The 15,781-nt window shown below is 66.6% G+C and carries 18 protein-coding genes; 9 read left to right on the top strand and 9 right to left on the bottom strand.

What is annotated here, in order from left to right:
• Window positions 1-140: 140 nt before the first annotated feature.
• A complete protein-coding gene (locus BAY61_RS25125) occupies window positions 141-1,583 on the top strand; it encodes an MFS transporter (protein WP_245865414.1) in 1,443 nt (480 codons plus the stop codon).
• 10 nt (window positions 1,584-1,593) lie between these two features.
• Window positions 1,594-2,181 (top strand): TetR/AcrR family transcriptional regulator, encoded by a 588-nt coding sequence (locus BAY61_RS25120; RefSeq protein WP_091807007.1) that lies wholly within the window; start codon window positions 1,594-1,596, stop codon window positions 2,179-2,181.
• 10 nt (window positions 2,182-2,191) lie between these two features.
• On the opposite strand, the gene BAY61_RS25115 is transcribed toward BAY61_RS25120, so the two are convergent.
• Window positions 2,192-3,580 carry a M14 family zinc carboxypeptidase gene (locus tag BAY61_RS25115; RefSeq protein WP_091807009.1) on the bottom strand — a complete coding sequence of 463 codons (1,389 nt, stop codon included), beginning with the start codon at window positions 3,578-3,580 and terminating at the stop codon, window positions 2,192-2,194.
• A 216-nt stretch (window positions 3,581-3,796) separates the two neighbouring features.
• On the opposite strand from BAY61_RS25115, the gene BAY61_RS25110 reads away from it, so the two are divergent.
• Together BAY61_RS25110 and BAY61_RS25105 are read left to right on the top strand one after the other, a co-directional pair.
• A complete protein-coding gene (locus BAY61_RS25110) occupies window positions 3,797-4,225 on the top strand; it encodes a MarR family winged helix-turn-helix transcriptional regulator (RefSeq protein WP_176879773.1) in 429 nt (142 codons plus the stop codon).
• Between the two features lie 148 nt (window positions 4,226-4,373).
• Window positions 4,374-4,565 carry a CsbD family protein gene (locus BAY61_RS25105; protein WP_091807012.1) on the top strand — a complete coding sequence of 64 codons (192 nt, stop codon included), beginning with the start codon at window positions 4,374-4,376 and terminating at the stop codon, window positions 4,563-4,565.
• A 73-nt stretch (window positions 4,566-4,638) separates the two neighbouring features.
• Here BAY61_RS25105 and BAY61_RS25100 read toward each other — a convergent pair whose 3' ends face one another.
• A complete protein-coding gene (locus BAY61_RS25100; RefSeq protein WP_091807014.1) occupies window positions 4,639-4,974 on the bottom strand; it encodes a plasmid stabilization protein in 336 nt (111 codons plus the stop codon).
• A gap of 141 nt (window positions 4,975-5,115) precedes the next feature.
• On the opposite strand from BAY61_RS25100, the gene BAY61_RS25095 reads away from it, so the two are divergent.
• The gene (locus BAY61_RS25095; RefSeq protein WP_091807028.1) at window positions 5,116-5,994 is read left to right on the top strand and encodes a hypothetical protein; all 879 of its coding nucleotides are present in this window, start codon (window positions 5,116-5,118) and stop codon (window positions 5,992-5,994) included.
• On the opposite strand, the gene BAY61_RS33850 is transcribed toward BAY61_RS25095, so the two are convergent.
• Together BAY61_RS33850 and BAY61_RS25090 are read right to left on the bottom strand one after the other, a co-directional pair.
• On the bottom strand, window positions 5,972-6,106 hold the full coding sequence (locus tag BAY61_RS33850) for a hypothetical protein (RefSeq protein WP_281256837.1): 135 nt from the start codon (window positions 6,104-6,106) through the stop codon (window positions 5,972-5,974). The two genes, BAY61_RS25095 and BAY61_RS33850, sit on opposite strands and share 23 nt — an antisense overlap.
• A 61-nt stretch (window positions 6,107-6,167) precedes the next feature.
• Window positions 6,168-6,563, bottom strand: a complete 396-nt coding sequence (locus BAY61_RS25090) for a winged helix-turn-helix transcriptional regulator (RefSeq protein ID WP_091807475.1) — start codon at window positions 6,561-6,563, stop codon at window positions 6,168-6,170.
• Between the two features lie 74 nt (window positions 6,564-6,637).
• On the opposite strand from BAY61_RS25090, the gene BAY61_RS25085 reads away from it, so the two are divergent.
• The gene (locus BAY61_RS25085; protein ID WP_211323601.1) at window positions 6,638-7,468 is read left to right on the top strand and encodes an SDR family NAD(P)-dependent oxidoreductase; all 831 of its coding nucleotides are present in this window, start codon (window positions 6,638-6,640) and stop codon (window positions 7,466-7,468) included.
• A gap of 33 nt (window positions 7,469-7,501) precedes the next feature.
• Here BAY61_RS25085 and BAY61_RS25080 read toward each other — a convergent pair whose 3' ends face one another.
• From BAY61_RS25080 to BAY61_RS25070, 3 genes are all read right to left on the bottom strand, one after another.
• On the bottom strand, window positions 7,502-8,281 hold the full coding sequence (locus BAY61_RS25080; protein WP_091807030.1) for a hypothetical protein: 780 nt from the start codon (window positions 8,279-8,281) through the stop codon (window positions 7,502-7,504).
• Window positions 8,282-8,467: 186 nt separating this feature from the next.
• Entirely contained in the window at window positions 8,468-8,893 is a 426-nt protein-coding gene (locus BAY61_RS25075; RefSeq protein WP_170140223.1) for an STAS domain-containing protein, read from the bottom strand.
• Window positions 8,894-8,980: 87 nt separating this feature from the next.
• Window positions 8,981-9,955, bottom strand: coding sequence for a VOC family protein (locus BAY61_RS25070; protein ID WP_091807479.1), 975 nt, complete (start codon window positions 9,953-9,955; stop codon window positions 8,981-8,983).
• A 73-nt stretch (window positions 9,956-10,028) separates the two neighbouring features.
• Here BAY61_RS25070 and BAY61_RS25065 point away from each other — a divergent pair, with 73 nt between their 5' ends.
• The 3 genes from BAY61_RS25065 to BAY61_RS25055 all read left to right on the top strand — a co-directional run bounded on the left by BAY61_RS25065 (window position 10,029) and on the right by BAY61_RS25055 (window position 12,529).
• The gene (locus tag BAY61_RS25065; RefSeq protein WP_091807034.1) at window positions 10,029-10,631 is read left to right on the top strand and encodes a TetR/AcrR family transcriptional regulator; all 603 of its coding nucleotides are present in this window, start codon (window positions 10,029-10,031) and stop codon (window positions 10,629-10,631) included.
• A 287-nt stretch (window positions 10,632-10,918) separates the two neighbouring features.
• Complete coding sequence (locus BAY61_RS25060; protein ID WP_143021393.1) at window positions 10,919-11,542, top strand: hypothetical protein; 624 nt, start codon at window positions 10,919-10,921, stop codon at window positions 11,540-11,542.
• Window positions 11,543-11,632: 90 nt separating this feature from the next.
• A complete protein-coding gene (locus BAY61_RS25055; protein WP_091807038.1) occupies window positions 11,633-12,529 on the top strand; it encodes a universal stress protein in 897 nt (298 codons plus the stop codon).
• 411 nt (window positions 12,530-12,940) lie between these two features.
• Here BAY61_RS25055 and BAY61_RS25050 read toward each other — a convergent pair whose 3' ends face one another.
• Together BAY61_RS25050 and BAY61_RS25045 are read right to left on the bottom strand one after the other, a co-directional pair.
• Complete coding sequence (locus tag BAY61_RS25050) at window positions 12,941-14,080, bottom strand: acyl-CoA dehydrogenase family protein (RefSeq protein WP_091807040.1); 1,140 nt, start codon at window positions 14,078-14,080, stop codon at window positions 12,941-12,943.
• Window positions 14,081-14,102: 22 nt separating this feature from the next.
• Window positions 14,103-15,662 (bottom strand): class I adenylate-forming enzyme family protein, encoded by a 1,560-nt coding sequence (locus tag BAY61_RS25045; protein WP_091807042.1) that lies wholly within the window; start codon window positions 15,660-15,662, stop codon window positions 14,103-14,105.
• Window positions 15,663-15,781: the final 119 nt, after the last annotated feature.

Genomic DNA, 15,781 nt, shown 5'->3' with positions numbered 1-15,781 from the left:
GTTCGTCGCGGCCTCGGTCCGGCGTTGAGACCGGGATCATAGGCGGATGGACTGGACGGTGGATTGCTCTTCGGGGTGAACAGGGGTTTACTCGACCTCTGGTGAACAGAAGTTCACCAGAGAAACTGGGAGCTTGACCTGTGATCGCCACGTTGCCCCCCGCGACGTCCACACGTCGACCGAAAGTCGTCGTCGGCTTGCTGGCCTCCTCGGGTATCGCGGTTTCGTTGATGCAAACGCTTGCCGTTCCGCTGTTGCCCGAATTTCCGCGGCTGCTGAACACGACTCCGGCCAACGCGGCCTGGCTCATCACGGCCACGCTCGTCGCCGGTGCCATCTGCGCACCGGTGCTCGGCAGGCTCGGCGACATGTACGGCAAGCGCAGGATGTTGCTCGTCGCGCTCGGCACGATGTCGGTCGGCAGTCTGCTGGGCGCGCTGAGCAGCGAATTCCTCGTCGTGCTCGTGGCAAGGGCACTACAGGGAGTCGCGATCGGGGTCATCCCGCTTGGCATCAGCATCATGAGGGACGAGCTGCCGCCAGGACGCGTCGGCGGCGGCATCGCGTTGATGAGCTCGACGCTCGGCGCGGGAGGGGCGGTCGGACTGCCGCTCACCGGGCTCGTCGCCGAACACGCCGACTGGCACTGGTTGTTCGCCGGCTCGGCTTGCTACGGCGTCATCCAGATGATCCTCATCCGGTTTCTCGTCCCCGAGTCCCCGCTGCGGACGGGAGGACGCTTCGACCTCACCGGCGCGCTCGGCCTCTCCGCGGCGCTCATCTGCCTGCTGCTTCCGGTTTCGCGCGGATCGCTGTGGGGCTGGTCGAGCCCGCTCGTGCTCGGGCTTCTCGCGGCTTCGGCCGTGCTGTTCCTCGCGTGGGGTTACTACGAGCTGCGGGTCCCCTCGGCGCCACTGGTGAACCTGCGGATCTCGGCCAGACCTGCCGTGCTGCTGACGAACATCGCCTCCGTGCTCATCGGTGTGGCCATGTTCGCCTCGTTCATGGTCAGTGCCCAGATGTTCCAGGCACCAGAGGGAACGGGGTACGGCTTCGGGCTTTCGCTGATGCTCAGCGGTATCGCGCTGCTGCCGGTCGGCGGGGCCATGGTCGCCTTCTCGCCGTTGTCGGCCGTGCTTTCCAGAATGCGCGGTCCCCGGGTGACCGTGGTGGTCGGGGTCGCGATCCTTGCCGTCGGCAACCTGACGCGCTCGGTGCTGCACACCCCGCTCGCCGCGGCCATCGCCGCGGTCACGGTCACCGCGATCGGTGCCGCGCTCGCCTACGGTGCGGTTCCCGCGCTGATCATGCGCGCGGTTCCGGTGACGGAGACGGCAGCGGCCAATAGCCTCAACGCGCTCGCCCGCTCCATCGGCACCTCGACGTGCAGCGCGATCGTCGCCGCCGTGACGGCGGGGATGATCACCGAGGTGGGCGGGGCGCCGTTCCCCTCGGCCGAGGGGTACACCGTGGTGTTCCTCATCGCCGGAGGGGCGGCGATTCTCGCAGGTGTCGTCGCGTTGTTCATCCCCTCTCAGGGCAGAACGTCACAGGTCGATCCGGTCGCGGGCAGCCGCCGTTAGCCTTGTCGCCATGTCTTCCCCACAGCCGGTCAGCGAGGTCGGTGACGAGCAGAGGCGCGAGGCGCCGCTGACCCGCGATGTGGTGCTCAAGGCCGCGCGCCGCCGGTTCTCGCTGCACGGCTACGCGGACGTCAAGGTGCGTGACGTCGCGGCCGACGCCGAGGTGAGCGCCGCGCTGGTGATGAAGTACTTCGGCAGCAAGGAAAACCTCTTCGCCGAGGCTTCCAGTTTCGAGGCCGAGGCCGCGGTGCTGCTCGACTGCCCGCTGCCGAGGCTCGGTGATCATCTTGTGCGGACCCTGCTCGACTATCACGAGCGCACGCAGGCCGACCCCTTGCTGCGTGCGCTTTTCACCTCGTCCCGGCCCGCGGGAGCCACGTTCAGGGAGAACTTCGAACGGCAGTTCGTCGCCAAGCTCGCCGATCGCCTTGAGGGCCCGGAAGCACGACTGCGTGCCGAACTGGTGTGCGCCCAGCTCATCGGTCTCGGAGCGACAAGGCTCGTATTGCGGATCGGCGCGCTCGGCGCCGAACCGAGGGAGAGCCTTATCGCGAGGACGGCACCGCTGTTGCAAAGCTGGCTCGACCCCGCGGGCTGAGCGATCGCGTTCAGCTCCGCGACGTGCCGGATGACACCAGATGTTCCGCGGCGGCGATCGTCGCCGCGTACTGCGTCGCCACGAGCAACCTGATGGGGATGACCTCGTAGTCCTCGTCGGCGGCGTCCTCGGCCAACCAGCCCTCGTACCGGGTGGCGACCGTGGCTCGCGCTGCTCTGATCGGGGCACGCGTATTGCCGACGGCCAGTTCACCGTCGAGCGCGCGAAGCAGAATCCCCCCGTAGCGCAAACGATAGCTCTGCACGTCGCTCGTCAGTGACGCGAGCTCGGCGATGGTCGCCTTGCGCTCGGACTCCGGCAGCTGGCTGCGTTGTTTCGCCGTGCTTGTCGCCGAGGCGAGGAACGCGGCGAAGAACCTGGTCGCCCTCCAGTAGGGCGACTGTGCCGCGGCGAGCTGGTTCTCCACCTTGCCCAGCGTCTGGTTGAGCAGTTCGGAAAGATCGTCGAGCAGCACCGATTGCTCTGCGAGCGCGCTCGCGTAGCTGGTGCCGGAAGGCGTGTCGTCGCCTGCGACGGGCGCCGTCCAGTACGGCAGCTCACTCACCAGCGTCAGTGAACCGTAGCGCGCGGCGTAGGACGCGGTGTTGTCGCCGGAGTCGCCTGCCCACGATTCGCCGAGCCCGATGCGGTAGTCATAGGCGCGGCGCATGGAGGAACTGAGGAAGATGCCGTCGGCGAGCCGCACCATGTACGGCGCCTCCGGTTCGCCGCGATCGAGTGGCAGCCCCAGATAGCCGGGCACCTCCTGAAGGATGTCGTGCAGCGGTGGTTCCGGTCTGCTGAGGTAGTAGTAGACCCCGCCCAGCTCACCGTTGTGCAGCGAGCACACCAGGCTCGGCCGGTGTTGATCGATGAGCCGCATGATGGCTTGTGTCTCGGGAAGGGCCTCGTCGAAATAGGCGTCCTTGTAGTCGAGCGGGAACGTCCACTCGATCTGGTCGACGCCCGCCGGCCGGTAGAAATGGCGCGCGTAGTGCTCGCGCGTGAACGGTCCGCCGAGCCAGCCTTCGTTGAGCCGCAAGCCGTCGGGGTCGATGCAGGCGATGATGTGCCAGGTGTGTCCCAGTCTTTCCCTCAGGCTCGGGTCGACACAGAGTCTGCGGGCGAGGTGGATGGCGGTCAGCCCGCCGATGGGTTCGTTCGGGTGGGGCAGCCCGAAAACGAGCGCTTCCGGGCGAGCAGGTGTTGTCGCCGGGTCCGTGATCGAAAGACACAGCAACGGCTCGCCGTCTCTCGACGTGCCGACTCTGCGCAGGACGGCCACTTCCGGATACTCGCTAGCCAGCGTGCTGAGCTGCTGATGCAGTTCGTCGACTCCCGCGAACGCGCGGAAGCCTGGTACCTCGTCGATCTCCTTGACCAGCCACTCGGGAAGCACTGGTGACTCTCCTCTGCTCCGTGTTGAGCTGTCTTGTTCGCAGCAGTCTGCTTCGTTGGCCACATGCCAGACCAGAGGATGACAGCAGTTCACCTGTCTGCCAGAGGGTTCGGTTCCTCCGGCTCCATGCCCACACCGTTGGTCACGGCGAGGAGGGCGGGTTGCGGGTGAACTAGGCTCGACAGTGCAGGCGGCTGGATGTGGCTGGAGGCGACAATGAGCGGAACGGTCGAGGACGCCATGTTCGCGGACGCGCTTGTGCGGCTCTCACAACTGGTCCAGAACGTGTTCGGCGAGGTGGCGAGGCGCCACGACCTCACGCCTCAGCAGATCCGGCTGCTCTGCGTGCTCAGCGAAGGCTCCGAAGGCATGGCGGCGCTGGGCAGGGTGCTGAACTTGGAGAAGTCGAGTCTCAGCGGGTTCATCGACAGGGTCGAGCGAAGGGGGCTTGTCGAGCGCGTGCGCGATTCCTCTGACAGGAGGGCGTGTCAGGTCGCGCTGACCGAGCGGGGCAGTGCGCTGGCGACGCGTACTCACTCCGAGGTCGTCGCTGAACTCGGCAGGCGCGCTGACCTGCTCGGCGCGAGCGAACGAGCCGTCTTCGCCGCCGCCGTCGACGCGATGGCCGGCATCCCGGTCTCCTGACCTGGTGATCCACAATGGATCGAAATGGGCGCTTCGAGACGACCGGGTTAGCTCGTGTGGGGAATGCCTCATCGTCCGATTACCGACGTGTAGCGCTGGGCTCCACGGGTACTCGCAGTATCGCAAGCACTCGAAAGGAGCGCCGACCATGGCTGGAGAAGACAAGATCGACCAGGCTGCGGGTAAGGCCAAGGAAGCCGCCGGAAAGGTGACAGGCGACAAAGACCTGCAGAACGAGGGCGAAACGCAGCATGGAGTGGCGAAGGCGAAGGATGCCGTCAAGGACGCCGCGAGCAAAGTCGGTGACGCGGTGAAGAACGCCACCCATCGCGACAAGTGACCAAGCGTGAGGGCCGGGCCGACGTGGCCCGGCCCTCACGCTTTTCACTGACGGTAATGGGACAGCCAGTCGGCTACCTGCCGCCGACGGCCTTCTCGAGCTGCTGCTTCGTCATCTTCGAGCGACCCGCGATGCCCTTTCGGCGAGCATCCTCGTAAAGCTGCTGCTTCGTGCGGCCTCCCGGCCCCTGCCTGTTGCCCGAGCGAAGGCCGCCCCTCCGCTGAGCCGAAATGTCGTTGGTCGAGGTCTTGCTCGCCTGCTTGGCTTCGCCGGAGCGGGCCCTTTCCTTGTTCACCGTGCGGGCCGCGATCTCCTCCGCCCGCTTCGTGCTCGAACCGCGCTGCCTCGTCTGCTTCTTGATGTGCTGGTACTGCCGTTCCTGCTTCGCGTTCCACGCTTGTTGTGGCATCTGGTCATCACTCCAGGTTGTCGGCCTCGTCGTGAAGGTGGTTCCCGTGGCCGGAGTACTCCAAACGCCGTCATCCGCGGCCGCGAAGGGATGACCGTTTCGTTCAAGAAACCGGGCCGGTGCCGTAGCAGGATGGCGGTCATGAGTTACGACTTCGCAGGGGCCCGAGAATTCCTCGGCACCCACGCGCGACCGCTGGAACGCAGGCTCGCCGAACTCTGGTTCGACGGGGTGGGCGGTGCTGTTGACGCCGTTCTGTCCACCTTGTCGGGGTACCGCAACGCGGACGGCGGCCTCGGGTACGCGCTCGAACCCGATGTGCGCGATCCCGGCAGTCAGCCGGTCGCCGTCGATTTCGCACTCGGTGTCGTGGAATGGATCCTCGACGCTCCCTCGACGGAATCACGGGCAGCGGCCAAGGTCACGGAGTTCGCGAGCGGGCTCGTGCCCTACCTGCGTTCGGTCAGCGTGGACGGCGGGCTTCCCATCGTGTTGCCGAGCCTGGCCGCGCATCCGCATGCGGCGCATTGGGGAGACGGCCGCTTCCCGCCTTCGCTCAACCCCACGGCAGGCATCGTCGCCCGCCTGCGCAAGGCAGGGGTCGACGACCCGTGGCTCGACGAGGCTGACTCGTTCTGCCGCGAGAAAATCGAGACGTTGGACGGAAAGCTCGACGGCCACACCGCTCTCAACGTGCTGTGCTTCCTGTCGGAGTCGTCCTCGCCGTGGGCGCGGCAGCAACTCACCGCGTTCGCCGACACGGTCGCGGACTGGTCGCTGTTCCACCTTTATCCCGGCGAGGGGTACGGCGTGACGCCACTGGAGGTCGCGCCGGCGCCAGGCCCGCTGCGCGCCTTGTTTCCTTCCGACGCGATCGAGGCTCACCTCGCCGAACTGGAAGCCGAGCAGCAGGACGACGGCGGCTGGCCGTTGAGCTGGGCACCGCCGGGACCGATGGCCGAGCTGGAATGGCGTGGCTGGCGCACGCTGCAAGCCATCAGGACACTGTCGGCGAGGTGAGGGCGCCGAGTTCTGCACTCAGGCTGTCGAGTTCCGCATTCGTGCGCGTGACTTCCGCGTTCACGTTCACGAGATCCGCCCGGATGCGGATCTCGGTGTCCCGGATGGGCATCTCGATCACCTGAGTGCGGATCTCGGCGTCCTGGACGGGGGACTCGCGGTGTGCGGCCGGTCTAGCTCTCCCGCGCGGCGGCAAGGTGCGGCTCGTGTTTCACGGCCCAGTCCGCCAGCGCCGACAGCGGTTCGAGCAGGGAGCGGCCCAGTGGGGTCAGGTCGTATTCGACGCTCGGTGGAACGGTGGGGTGCACCGTCCTCGACACCAGGCCGTCGGTTTCGAGGCCGCGCAGGGTACGAGTGAGCATGCGCTGGCTGATGCCCTCGACGGCGCGGTGCAGTTCGTTGTACCGGTAGCTCCGCTTTCCGAGCAGGATCACGACCAGCATGCTCCACTTGTCGCCCACCCTGCGAAACACCTCGTTGACCGGGCACGCCGCCAACTCCGCCTGTGGGACCGGCTGCGGTAATTGATGCTCCACCAGGGAAGGAACACGGGTGTGCGTTGCCGACATCGAACTGCCTTCTTCCGCCTTCGCGAGCCTCATCCCACCATGGGGTTTGTCAGCAACCATTCTACGGAGGCAGTGTGGGCGACCAGCGATCACGAACCGTGGTCATCAGCGGCGGTACCGATGGAATGGGAAAGGCGACGGCGCTCGCCAGGCTCGCGGCGGGGGATCACGTCGTCGTCATCGGCAGCAGTGAGGCCAAAGGGCTGGCACTGACCGAACAAGCGGCGACGGAGCGGTTCACTTTTCTCAGGGCCGATCTCTCCTCGATGTCCGAGACCCGGGGAGTCCTCGACGAGATCACCGCGCGGTACGACGCCGTCGACGCGCTCGGGTTGTTCGCCAACCGCATCAACCCGAAGCGGCGCGAGACCCCCGAAGGGCTCGAATCCACCTTCGCCCTCTACTACCTCAGCAGGTACGTGCTCAGCTTCGGGCTGAGCACCCTGCTCGACGCCGCGGACACTCCGGTGATCATCAACGTGGCGGGGGTGGGGAAGACCGCGGGCGAGATCGAGTGGGACGACCCGCAGCTGACCCGCCGGTACGGGAGGGTCAAGGCACAGTTGCAGGCAGGCAGGGCCAACGACCTGCTGGGTGTCGCCTTCGCCGAACGCGCGAACAGCAAGGCGAGGTACGTCCTCTACCATCCCGGGTTCACGAGGAGCGGCGTCACGAACCTGCCCAACCCGGTCATGCGCGCCATGCTCGCGGGACTGGGGCGGCTTTTCGCGCGGCCGGTCGCGGACGCGGTCGCGCCGGTCATCGAGTGGATGGAACGGCCGCCCTCGGCGCCGCTTTCCGCTATCGACAAGGAAAGCCCGGTCGACTTGAGCCTGAAGACGCTGGACCCGAAGGATGCCGCCAGGCTCGCGGACTACACCGAGAAGCTGCTCGCCGGATTGTGAGAGCCCCCCTTCTGTAGTGTCGACAGTGGACTTTCAGCGGTCGGTGGGGATGGCGATCTCCCCGTCTTCCTGAATCAACCGGTCGAGGACATCGTCGGGAAGCCACACGCGTTCGGGGTAATCCTCGCCCCACGAGTTGAGAATCGTGACGGCTCCGAGTTCGTCGCCTCTCGCGTTGCCGAGTACCCGGTGGACCTCGTCGACGTCGGCCGCCCAGCGAAACGCCGTGAGGCCGTCGCCGGGGTCGGGGGTGTAGTCGGCGCGTTCGCGGTAGTCGTCGCCCGCGTAGCCGGTTTCCCAGTCGACGTGACCGGCCGACACCAGTATCTCGGCGGCGGCGCGCACCGATGTGCCCTCGTCGTCGCCGGGATTGGTCTGTGGCCATTCGTCGGTTTCCTTTGCCCTGTCCCACAACCAGCGCGCCGCGTACAGTTCACCCTTGTTGAGAATGGTCATGCACCGGGACCAGCCGAAGCCGACGCAGGCTCCCTCCGAGCCCTGGTCGTAGAAGACCCGCCACTCCTGCCTGTCCTGGTCGCCTCCCGGTTCGAGGCAGACGCAGTGACCGCCGCGGACCGTCGTCAGCGAGCCGCTGCCGCCTCGGGCGATGAACCATTCCTTCGATGTACCGTCCTGTACCGGAGTGTCGAACTCGGTGTACCAGTTGACACCGATGACGACGGGAACCGCCGTCGGTTGCTGTTCGACGGCAAGTGCGCTGAGCGGGTAGCGCTCGACGTGCCGCCAGTCGTCGGGAATGAATCGGCCGAGGCGTGGATCTTGCGGGTCATTGTTGATCGGGCGGTAGCGCATGATGGTGTTCCTTCGGGTGCGTGGACGGTGCCGAACACCTCATCGTGCGATTCTCGCCGGTGAGCGGGAAGGGCCGGTGGAGTTAACCAGGGCTGCGATAATTCACCGCGACGGTGGGCAAGTAACCATCGTCGTCACCATACGGAATCGGACATTTCATTTCGTATGTCGTGAGTGGACGATGGCTCACCCGAGGCCGAGCTTGGCGACCGCTTCGGCAAGTGAGGTGCTGGCCGGGATCACACCGGCCAGTCCTGTCAGTTCGAGTACGTGGTCGACCTGCGCCGTGGTGACGACGGCGACCTCGCGGCCCTCGACGTCGGCGAGAGTGGCCGTCGCTCGCAGCACCTCCGCTCCGGCGGCGGCGAGGAAACCCACCTCGGAGAGATCGATGATCACGCGGGTGGTGCCGTCGCGTTCGCACCTGAGGAGTGCCGTTCGGAGCAATGGTGCCGTGGCGAGATCGACTTCGCCGACCGCGGTGAGTATCGCGAGGTCCGTACCCAAGGCGCAGTGCCGGATGAACAGCGAGGCGGAAACAAGGTCGGTCCCGCCGTGCCGCGCGGGACAGCACGGCGCGAACCCGGTGCCGACAAGACTATTCGCGGTCACTGCCCTCCTCACGGATGAAGAATGGTGGTCCGGCGACTCGACCAAGGGTGGGTCACTATACCGGCAGTCGTGCTCAGTTGAACCCCGTCACAGGGTCGGTTCCCGGAAGACTATCGCGGCTCCGAACGCGTCCGCGCCGGGAACGAAAATGTCCCCTTCGCCGGTATCGTGCACCGGGATGTCGTTGTCCCGCAGTAGTTTTGCAGTGACGCCGAGATCCCGCACCGCGACGGTGTAGGAGACGAGCGCGGGCAGTGAGGGAGGAGCCTCACCTGGCAGCAACGTTGCGAGCCGCGACGCGGGCACTACGCTCAGGCGGCTTCCTTCGAGTTCGAACACGGCCAAGCGGCCGTCCTGGCGTGGCTGCCTGCCGAGACAGGTCCGGTATCGGTCGACGGTAGCGGGCAGCGCGTCGTCCGATACGCACAGCACCACGTCGACCAGATCGAACGCGCCGTTGGCGTGTTCGGCGCACCGGGAACCCTGGATCGCCGGGTCGAGTTCGCCCGCGATGCCGATCCTGCCCTCGGCAACGGCGCCGGGGCGTGCTCCCGGTTCGCCGTCGAACTCGACATAACTGACGATTTCGGAGACCGTGCCCCGCTCGGTCTCCACTGGCCTCCTCGCGGTGTTGACCCCGCCGTGGGCGACGCCGGACGCGCTGAGCCGCGCCGCCGCCGATTCGACGTCGGGTGAGGAGAACATGAGAATGTGCAACCCGGCGAAGCGTTCGAGGCACGCCGCGAGGTTGGCGCTCGTCGTTTCTATCTTGTCGACGAGCTCCTGGAGGACGTCGTCGGGGGCCTGTAACGGAACGAACCGCGCGCCGGCAACAGGACTGTCCTCGCGTACGCGCGTCGCGAGTTCGATGAAGCTGGTCGCGAAATCGGCGTGGGTGTTCGCCGCGCCGAAGGGTCGCGGCTCGGTGCCGGCAGCGCGGGCCATCACGGGAACCGACGGTGGTGGCAGCGTGAACCCGAGGCGCCGGTAGAGCGCGAGCGCCGAGCCCAGGTCTTCGACGACATGTCCGACGTGATGCAGCCGGGAAAGGTCCGATCCCATGTCGGCCACCCTAAAGTAGCTCGACCAGTTGGTCAATCTATCTCGGTTCGGCCGTGAGCGCTACCGTCGCGGGATGAGTGGAAAACGCGTCGACGGCAGGAGTCTCCGCTATCGGCACCGAAGGGAAGAGTTGCTGAACCTGGTCACCGATTACGTGCTGGAACACGGCATCGGCGGATTGTCCATGCGACCGCTGGCGACGGCCGTCGGTGTCAGTCATGGGACGCTGCTGCACCACTTCGGCTCCAAGGAGAAGCTGGTCACCGACGTCGTCGCAGGCTTGAGAGGAAGGCTTGCCGACGCCGCGGACGCTGCCGCCGGGTCGGGTATCGGCGGTCTCTCCGGATGGTGGGCGAGGTCGACGATGCCGCGTCATCTTCCCGTCTACCGGGTGTTGTTCGAGGTCTACACGCAGGCGGTCAGGGAGCCGGATCGCTATGAGCGCTATCTGCGGGAGGCTGTCGCCGACGCGCACGCCGTGATCGAGCAACTCGTCGTGGCCGACGGTTGCCCAGCCGAGCGGGTGCCCGCCGTGGCTTCGATGATCGTCGCGCAGGCGCGAGGACTACAGCTCGAACTTCTCGCGACCGGCGACCACGACCGCGTCGACCGTGCCTTCACGTTGTTCATCGACGCGGTGAACGGCATGGTTCGTGCCGGGTCCGGCAAGAACTGAACCTAGCCAGATGGCCCCCTGAACTCTATATTGAGAAAAGCAAGCTCGGCCTCGATGTTTCATACACTGAAACGCTGTCGGTCAAGGCGAAGACGCCATCGGGAGGGTGGCCATTCGCTCATCCACAGTCCATTGTGGATATTTTCGCCGAGTTTGCCGGATACGGACCATGGAAGGCCGCGGTCCTTGCCCGTCGCGGCCGTGCGGGGCGCCGGGTGCCGGGAGATCCGGATTGTCGCAGGGCGGGGGCGAGGAGACACCGAAGATCTTGGGCGGAAGTGATGGTCATGGGCACACCTGACGGACCGCTGGACTTGCGATTACAACTCAATCACAACCGGCTCTGGTGGCGGGTCGACGACGAGGACCATGTGCCGGAGCACTGGAGCGCTTCGGTCGATCTCCCAGGCAGGCACGTCGCCGACATCCTGCTCGACATCGCCGACCTTTCCCCCGACCGCAACCTTCTCGACGCTCTCACCACCGAGGATCCGCTTCTGCTCTCCATCGCGGAGACGGCGCTGTGCCCAACGGGCAGGCTCGTCTCCGGGCTGCGCGAACTGCTGGGGCTGAGCGCCGAGCCCGTCCGCATGATCATCGTTCGCGACATCAACCTCGAATCGGCGTGGCGGGGAAAAGGTCTCGGCGGCGCGCTGCTCGCGGCGACTCTGCGCACCTTGAGCAGGACGGCGCAGCTCGCCGTGTGCAGGCCGGCCGCATCCGGTTTCCCCGAACGGCCGGACCCGCTCGATCCGTTCACGGCCGAACTCGCGAGCCTCAGGGTCGAATTGCTGCTCGAAAGCATCGGGTTCCGGCGCTGGAACGGTTTGCACTGCATCAACCTGCGTGATCCCGCGCTGCTCGACACACGTAACCCGTTCCTCACCGACACTCCGCCGCCCTGGCAGTGAGCCCAGCCGGTTCATTGGGTGCGCGTCGTCGCCGCTCGATTCGCGAGGTCGAGCCGAGAGTTGCACGATGCGTAGGCGGGAGGTTGAGTCATGAACGAGACGGTCGAGGTCGTAGCCGGTGTCGACGGTTCAGCGTCGTCGGTCGACGCGGCGGTGTGGGCGGCGGCGGAAGCACGCGGTCGGGACTGGCGATTACGCCTGGTACATGCCTATTCGATGCCGCCTTCGGCGTTTCCCGGCTTCCTCGCGGCGGCCGCGCCACTGCGCGACAAGGCGCGAGAACGGGGAAGACAAGCGCTGGAGAAGGCCGAACAGGAGGCCAAGGCGGCTGTCGAGGGCGTCGACGTGATCATCGATCTCTTCGAGGGCGGTACCGTCGCCACTCTGGTGAGGTACTCGGAGACCGCCGGACTGCTCGTTGTCGGCTCCCGGGGGCTCGGCGGGTTCGCGGAAGTGGTGACGGGCTCCGTCGCCATCGCGCTGGCCTCGCACGCACACTGTCCGGTCGCCGTGGTCAGGGGCAGGAAGCGGCACGAAAGGCCGGTCGAGTCGGGCCCGGTGGTGGTCGGCGTCGACGGCTCGACGACGAGTACGGCAGCCGTGGCCTTCGCCGCGAGGGAAGCCGGATTGCGGGAAACCAGCCTGGTGCTGGTTCATACCTGGACGCATACCTCGCCGAACGTGCCGGACTCGGCGTCCGGCGAGGACAAGGACGTGGCGGCGCGGGTCAAAGCCGAACTGGAAGCCGACGTGGCGCTGTGCGAGCGGCGCTTTCCCGGTATCCCCGTCGAGGTGGTCGCCGAGCGCGGCAAGCCGGTGCGCACTCTGCTGGCGCGTAGCGAGACGGCGCGGCTGCTCGTCGTGGGAAGCAGGGGAAGGGGCGGATTCGCGGGCATGCTGCTCGGATCGACGAGTCAGTCCATGGTCACTCACGCGCGATGCCCCGTCGTCGTCGTTCCCGACGAGGTGACCGAGACTCCGGAGTGAAGCCCCCGAACACGACGAAGGGGCGCCCCTTGGGACGCCCCTGCTTTGCTCGGCGGACTCAGTGAAGGTCGTCTGGACAACCGTCCTCGGCCCACGGTGAACAGAAGTGAGGTCTCTTCGGGGGCTCGCCCGCGATTTCCGAACCGAATGCCCGTTCGAGTTGGTTCGCGATGCGCTCCAGTTCCCCGGCGGTCTGCTCGCCTTCTCTCGGGGAATGACCTTCATTCATGCGGACTTTGACGTCCGGCCCTCACCCGTGGATCCGACGCTCACCCGAAGGTGGTCGCCACCAGCGGATCGTGGCGAATGCCGGGCTTGCCCGGCCCGGTCGTCGCCGAGTGTGTCCTCCCGCGCCCTCCGGTTACTCGATCGGTTGAGCGGAGGAGCGACGGCCATCCAGGCGCAGGGAGGTCACAGTCCGTACGACCCCGCGATGATCTCGCGCTGCACCTCGCTGGTTCCGGCGAACACCGTCGAGATGATGTTGCCGCGAAGATGCCGTTCGATGTCGTACTCCTTGGTGTAACCGGCTCCGCCGAACATCTGCATTCCCTCGATGCTGATGCGCTTCGCCGTTTCGGTGACCTTGAGTTTCGCCATCGACGCCTCTCTGGCCCGCTGCGTTCCGGGGTCGGCATCGACCTTCTCCGCGATGTCGTAGACGAACGCCCTTGAGCACTCCAGTTCGGTCGCCAGGTCGGCGATCCGGTGGCGCAGCGCTTGAAAACTGCCGACCGGGGTGCCGAACTGCGTGCGCCCGCTGACGTAGTGAAGCGTGTCGTCGAAGGCTCGCCGCGCCTTGCCGAGAAAGATCGCGGCACACGTGAGTCGTTCGAAGTTGAGTCCCGCCATGAGTTGCCGCCACGCGCCGCCGACCGCTCCGATGACGTTGCCTGCCGGCACGACCGTATCGGTGAAGTAGACGTCGTTGACCTCGCGACCGGCCATGGTCTCGATGCCGTGAATGCTCACCCCTTCGGAAGGCAACGGCACGGTCAGCATGGTGATGCCCGCGTGCTTGGGTCCCGAGGAGTCCGTTCGGCACACGAGCAGGATGCGATCGGCGTAGTGCGCGCAGGATATCCACGTCTTCTGTCCATTGAGGATGAAGTTGTCGCCGTCGCGTTTCGCCTTACAGCGCAACGCTCCCACATCGGATCCCGCTTCCGGTTCGCTCATGGCGACCGAGGAGATCTCACCCCGGCAGAAACTCCCGATGAGGTGTTCCTTCTGTTCAGGGGTGCCGAACTTCTCGACGGCCTTCGCCGCGATCATCGAGATGCCAAGCGCGAACACCGGAACCTGTCCGTAGGCGAGTTCTTCGAGCAGCAGGCAGGCTTCGACGAGGCCACCGCCGCCCCCGCCGTACTCGGCAGGCATGGCGACCCCGGTCCAGCCGAGGTCGGCCAGCTTGGCGTACAGCTCGGGGCTGTGTGCCTCGGTTTCGCCGCCGTTCAGCGCGACCCGTTTCTCCCTCGTCCCGCACTCGCGCTGTGCGAATTCCGCGACGGCCGCCGCGAAGTCGCGACGGGCCTCGATGTCCAGCGCCACTGCGCCCTCCTATTCCGGCAGTTCACGCGCCCGCGATGCGCGGGGTGTCGCCGACGTACTGTTCCCTGACCACTCTGCGCAGCACCTTGCCGATGGGGGTGCGGGGCAGCGATTCGGTGAAGGTGACCCCGGTGATTTTCTTGACGGAGCCCACTTTCTCCCTGCTCCACTCGATCAGCTCGCGTTCCGTCACCGTCGCTGCCTCGCGGAGTACGACGGCGGCATGCGGGGTTTCGCCCCACTTCGGGTGCGGGATGCCCACCACGGACACCTCCGCGACGGCGGGGTGCGCGGCCAGCGCGTTCTCCAGTTCGACGGGCCAGATGTTGAAGCCGCCGGAGATGATCATGTCTTCCTTGCGGTCGGCGAGGAAGAGGAAACCGTCCTTCGACAGCCAGCCCATGTCCCTCGTGCGCAGCCAGCCGCCTGGCAGCAACCGTTCGGCGGTGGCATCGGGATCGCCCCAGATGCCGTGCATCGCCCCCGGGGTCAGGGACACGACCTCGCCGATCTCGCCGGAGGGAAGGTCGTTGCCCTCGTCGTCGACGATGCGCACGATCGAGTTCGGGGTCGGCCTTCCCGCCGAACGCAGCAGACCGCGTTGCTCGTCGCCGTCGTCGATGACGTGGTTCTCCGGCGTGAGGCACGTGATCGGCATGGCCTCGCTCTGGCCGTAGGTCTGGTACATGATGTTGCCCCACAGCCCCAGCGCGGCCACGAGGGTGGTCTCCGAGATCGGCGCGCTGCCGTAGAGCATCGTGCGCAGGCTCGACACGTCGCGCTGATCGACCCCTGGATGGTCGACGACCATGTGGATCATGGTCGGCGCGAGCATGCCGAAGGTGATGCGTTCGCGTTCCACGATGTCCAGCCAGCTCGCGGGATCGAAAGAGGGCATGACGACGCTGGTGGCCCCGACGGCGATCAACGGCCACGCCACGAGACCGGCGGCGTGGCTGAACGGTGTCGCCGCGAGATAACGCTCCTCACTGGTGAATCCGCCGAGCGCCAACGCGAACTCGGTGCCCATGTCGAGCCAGCCGCGTGCCGTGTGCAGGATGCCCTTCGGCTTTCCCGTCGTACCCGACGAGAAGCGGATGACGTGCGGGTCCTCGGGCGACCACGGCACGCGGGGCTCGGCAGGTGATGCCGAGGCGAGTTCGGCCTCGTAGCCGAGGGTGCCTTCCGGCGCCTCGCCGATGACGAACACGACCCTCACGTCGGGGGCCTCGGCGAGCACCGGTGCGATCGTCGCGTAGTGCTTGTCCTGGACCAGCAGCGCGGAGGCACCGGTGAGCCGCAGCAGGTACAGGTTCTTCTCGGCTGGCTCGTGGGCATAGAGCGCGCACCTGACGAAACCGCCGACGGCGAGACCGGCGACCTGCTCCAGCGCCTCGAACGCGTTGTCGCTCAGTACCGCGACCCGTTCGCCCTTCTCGATTCCTGCCTCACGCAAGGCGTTCGCGAGCCGGTTGGCCCTCTCGTGCAGTTCGGCGAAGGTCTGTTTCCGCTCGCCGCAGGCGAAGGCGACGCGGTCGCCGTATATCTGGGCGCCCTTGGTGAGCAGGCTGGTGGGGTTCATGACGGCGGCTCCTGTGTGCGTCCGTACCGGCCGCTCGCGGCGCGCCGGTTGTCCTCTTCGATCACCGCACGTCCCGCCGGGCCGACCGGAGGTTGTGGGTGCGCCCGGGCTGATGCGGA

The organism is Prauserella marina (assembly GCF_002240355.1).
Lineage (GTDB): Bacteria > Actinomycetota > Actinomycetes > Mycobacteriales > Pseudonocardiaceae > Prauserella_A > Prauserella_A marina.
This window is presented reverse-complemented; position numbering and strand designations above follow the sequence as displayed.